General features: G+C 69.3%; 5 protein-coding genes and 1 tRNA gene. 1 reads left to right on the top strand and 5 read right to left on the bottom strand.

Features of this window, described 5'->3' with window-relative positions:
- Window position 1: 1 nt before the first annotated feature.
- From WEB03_RS05650 to WEB03_RS05630, 5 genes are all read right to left on the bottom strand, one after another.
- Window positions 2-856, bottom strand: a complete 855-nt coding sequence (locus WEB03_RS05650) for a transporter substrate-binding domain-containing protein (protein ID WP_368069977.1) — start codon at window positions 854-856, stop codon at window positions 2-4.
- A 125-nt stretch (window positions 857-981) separates the two neighbouring features.
- Complete coding sequence (locus WEB03_RS05645; RefSeq protein ID WP_368069976.1) at window positions 982-1593, bottom strand: ANTAR domain-containing response regulator; 612 nt, start codon at window positions 1591-1593, stop codon at window positions 982-984.
- 9 nt (window positions 1594-1602) lie between these two features.
- Window positions 1603-1890 carry a hypothetical protein gene (locus WEB03_RS05640; RefSeq protein WP_368069975.1) on the bottom strand — a complete coding sequence of 96 codons (288 nt, stop codon included), beginning with the start codon at window positions 1888-1890 and terminating at the stop codon, window positions 1603-1605.
- A gap of 140 nt (window positions 1891-2030) precedes the next feature.
- Window positions 2031-2117 (bottom strand) — tRNA-Leu (locus WEB03_RS05635).
- 30 nt (window positions 2118-2147) lie between these two features.
- The gene (locus WEB03_RS05630) at window positions 2148-2405 is read right to left on the bottom strand and encodes an HNH endonuclease (RefSeq protein ID WP_368069974.1); all 258 of its coding nucleotides are present in this window, start codon (window positions 2403-2405) and stop codon (window positions 2148-2150) included.
- 916 nt (window positions 2406-3321) lie between these two features.
- Here WEB03_RS05630 and WEB03_RS05625 point away from each other — a divergent pair.
- Complete coding sequence (locus WEB03_RS05625; RefSeq protein WP_368069973.1) at window positions 3322-3978, top strand: ABC transporter permease; 657 nt, start codon at window positions 3322-3324, stop codon at window positions 3976-3978.
- The last annotated feature ends 28 nt before the right edge of the window (window positions 3979-4006 follow it).

Here is a 4006-nt window from a genome sequence, read left to right as displayed (position 1 = left end):
ATCACTCGGCGGCGAAGTACTCGTCGTAGATCTCGTCGTACCGGCCGTCGTCGCGCAGGGTCTGCAGGCCGTCGTTCAGCGCGTCGAGCAGACCGTCCTCGCGCTCGTTGGCGACCGCGAAGCCGTAGGACTCACCCGTGTCGTACTCCTCGACCAGTTCGACCGAGTCGTCGGTGCGGGCACGCTCGGCGTTGACCGGCTGGTCCTGCAGGATGGCGTCGACGCTGCCGGAGACCAGCGCGGCGAACAGGTCACCGGTGTTCTGGAACTCGACGAGCTCGGCACCCTCGGGCGCGTTCTCCTCGGCGTAGGTCTGACCGGTGGTCGACACCTGCACGCCGATGCGCTTGCCGTCGGTGTCCTCGAGGCTGGCGATGTCCGAGTCGGCGTTCACGAGCAGGCTCTGCAGCGACTCGTAGTACGAGTCGGTGAAGTCGAGGTTCTCCTCGCGCTCGTCGTTGATCGTCATCGCGGACGCCGCGACGTCGCACTGGTCGGTGGCGAGCGCCGTGCCGTTCTCGATGGTGTCGAAGGTCGTCGCGCGCACCTCGATGCCGTCGAGCCCGAGGTCGTCGGCGATCGCCTGCATCAGGTCGATGTCGAAGCCGGAGAAGCCGGACGGCGAATCGGGGTCCTCGAACTCGAAGGGCTCGTAGGGCAGGTCCGAGCAGATCGACAGCGTGCCCTCGGTCAGGAGGGTGAAGTCGGCGGCAGCTTCGCCATCGCCGCCGTCATCGGTGCTCTCGGCGCCGTCCTCGGTCGTGTCGGGTTCGGGGTCGTCACCGCCGCCACAGGCGGTCGCGGTGAGCGCGAGAGCGGCGAGCAGCGCGCTCGCGCGACGGGTGGTCAGGCGCATGGGTTCCTCCAGCGGTCTCGGGAGCGGGGCGGCAGCGGACGGGTCCGGAGACCTACGACCGCGGTCGGAGGCTCCCGACCATAGCGAGGGACCCGGTCCGGCGAGGATGCCCGAGCGCGGCCAGGTCAGCTCTCGAACTGCTCGATGACCCGCTCGGCGACCTGCTTCATCGTCTGCCGGCGCTCCATCGCCTGGCGCTGCACGAAGCGGAACGCCTCGGCCTCGGACATGCCCTCCTTCTCCTGCAGCAGCCCCTTGGCCCGTTCGACGAGCTTGCGGGCCTCGAGGCGGCCCTGGAGGTCGTCGACCTCGCGTTCGAGGCCGGAGAGCTCGCGGAAACGCCCCGCAGCGATCTCGACGGCCGGGAGCAGATCATGCTTCTGGAACGGCTTGACGAGGTAGGCCATCGCCCCTGCACGCCGGGCCTTCTCCACCAGGTCACGCTGGCTGAACGCGGTCAGGATGAGGATCGCGGACAAGCGGTCCTTGGCGATCTCCTCGGCGGCCTGGATGCCGTCCATCACCGGCATCTTGACGTCGAGGATGACCAGATCCGGCAGCAGCTCGCGCGTGAGCCGCACGGCGGAGGCTCCATCGGCCACCTCGGCGACGACCTCGAAGCCCTCCTCCTGGAGCATCTCCTTGAGGTCGAGACGGATCAGCGCCTCGTCCTCGGCGATCAGGACACGCGTCGGCCGGGCCTCGTGGGCACCCTCTGGGGCGGTGGTCTCGGTCACTCGTCGTCCTCAGCCGTGTGCGGTGTCCAGCTCCGAGAGCCGGTCGAGGAGGCGGTCGCGCTCGGTGAGCAGGTCCGTCACCTCCCGACGGGCTTCGTCGAGCAGCGCGGTGTGTCGATCCAGATCCGTTCGTGCTTCCCGCCACTCACGGTCCGCGAGCGGCGTCTCCGCCACCAGCTTGCGTGTCTCGGCGTCCCCGGCGACGTCGCCCAGGTAGCTCACCTGCTCGACGAGTACGCGCTCGTTGGCCCGGACCCGTCGCAGCTGCTCCTGGATCCGCACCAGGCGCTCGCGCACCTTCGTCGTCTCACGTCCGGTCGTCGCGTCGCCCTCGTTCCCGCGGGTATCGGTTCCGGACGGATCCGGGCCAGGCGTTCGGTCGGACCGACCGGGCGCGCGACGTTACTCGCGCACGGCGACCTCGACCAAACATCGGGTGGTAGCCCGGGTGGGATTCGAACCCACACGCCCCGAAGGGCAAGGGCTTTTGAGGCCCTCGCGTCTGCCTACTCCGCCACCGGGCCGCGACGGCGTACGCCGTGCGGAGGCGCATCCTACCGGCGCCCGATGTTCCGGCCGCAGTAGGTGTCGGTCAGCGCGTGGCAGGTCGGACAGAGCAACCGGAGGTTCTCGATGAGGTTGTTCGAGCGGTCCCCGTCGATGTGATCCAACTGCAACGGTATGGACCCGTCGAGCCACTTCTCGAGCTCGCAGCGTTCGCACCTCGGCTCGAGGTAGCCCTCGTCGATGAGTCGGAGACGCAGGGAGCTGGTCGAGCCGATCTCACGCTCGCGAACGAGGAGCTCCGCCAACGGTCTTCGCGTCCGGTGAGTGCGGTGTCCCTCTGCCCAGCGACGGCCGCGGAGATCCTCCGCCGGAAGGCCCAGAGCATCGATGCGTTCCCGGATGCGACGTCGCTCGGCGTGCGAGCCAGACGGTACGCCAAGTCGGCGCATCACCTCGCTGATGCTCCGTGCTCCCGGCATCGCGCCGATCAGATCGTCATCGGACCACGGCGTCCGACCTGGGGCGCTCGTTCCCCCGCGGGGGTCGCGCGTGAAGTGGCTGGTATCGAGGTCGAGCCGCCCGATGTGCTCACGCATGCGTTGCCAGGCTCCCCCACCGACCTGCAGGCCCAGTTCACGGAACACGCCGGCCAGGGTCGTCGCGTTCGCGACGACACGCTGCAGTTCGTCATCGCTCCACGTCCTCGGTGCACCACCGTCACGGCTCGGGAGGTGCGAGGTGTCGAGATCGAGTTCTGCGGCCCGGCGCCGAGCGGCGACCAGACTTGCACCGCTTCGACCCCGGAGGCCGAGCGAGCGGAGCACAGCGCTCCAGTTCAGCGACGAAGCCACCGCGGCTCGGAGGTCGTCGTCGGTCCAGGTGCGTCGAGGCACGGACAGGGTCGTCTCTCCGCCGGATCCCGCCGGCGGGTGCGGCCGCCCCCACGGTCGCTGACGGCACCACGCTACCCGTGACCCGTGACACCGACGAGGAGGGCCGTCCGCTCGGGTGGCGTGCCGGCGGACCGGTGAGCGACCGGTCGACTGGCCGGATGGACCCCGCCTCCCGTATGGTGGATGACCACATCCCCACGACGAGCGTGCCTCAGCTCGGACGATGCCCGTCGGCCGCAACGGCCGACGTCCCGGCAGGGCAGCCGGATCCGCCGTCCCGCGAGCTCCCGCACGTCCCCCCGAGCTCGACGACGGAAGCGGTCCCCCGGTGGCGTTCTTCACCGACTACCTCGCCGATCCCTTCACGCGCGACATCCTCGTCGAACTGTCGCTCGAACACGTGTTCCTGACCCTGATCCCCATCGCCATCGCCATCGTGATCGGGCTCACCCTGGGCGTGATCGCCGTCCGGTTCTCGTACACCCGCCAGGTGATCCTCAACACCACCTCGACGTTCCTGACCTTCCCCTCGCTCGCGCTGTTCTCGTTGTTCATCCCCCTGGTGGGCATCGGCTACAAGCCAGCGATCATCCCCCTCTCCATGTACGCCCTGCTCCCGATCGTTCGGAACACGGTCACGGGGCTCGGCGGGGTCGATGCTGCCATCGTCGAGTCCGCACGCGGCATGGGCATGGGGGCGGGGCGTCGGCTGATGCGCATCGAGCTCCCGACCTCCTGGCCGGTCATCCTCACCGGCATCCGGGTCTCGACCCAGCTGGTGATCGGCATCGCCGCCATCGCGGCCCTCGTCGGCGGCCCCGGTCTCGGCAACGAGATCCTCGGAGGCATCCGGAGCATCGGCTCACCCGGTGCGCTGGAACGGCTGCTCGGTGGCACCTTGGCCATCGCCGCGCTCGCGATGCTCTTCGACCTCCTCTACCTCGGCATCGGCCGACTCACCATCCCGCGAGGCCTCCGTGACTGACCAGACCACCACCACCACCACCACCACC

This window comes from Nitriliruptor sp. (assembly GCF_040882075.1).
Lineage (GTDB): Bacteria > Actinomycetota > Nitriliruptoria > Nitriliruptorales > Nitriliruptoraceae > Nitriliruptor.
This window is presented reverse-complemented; position numbering and strand designations above follow the sequence as displayed.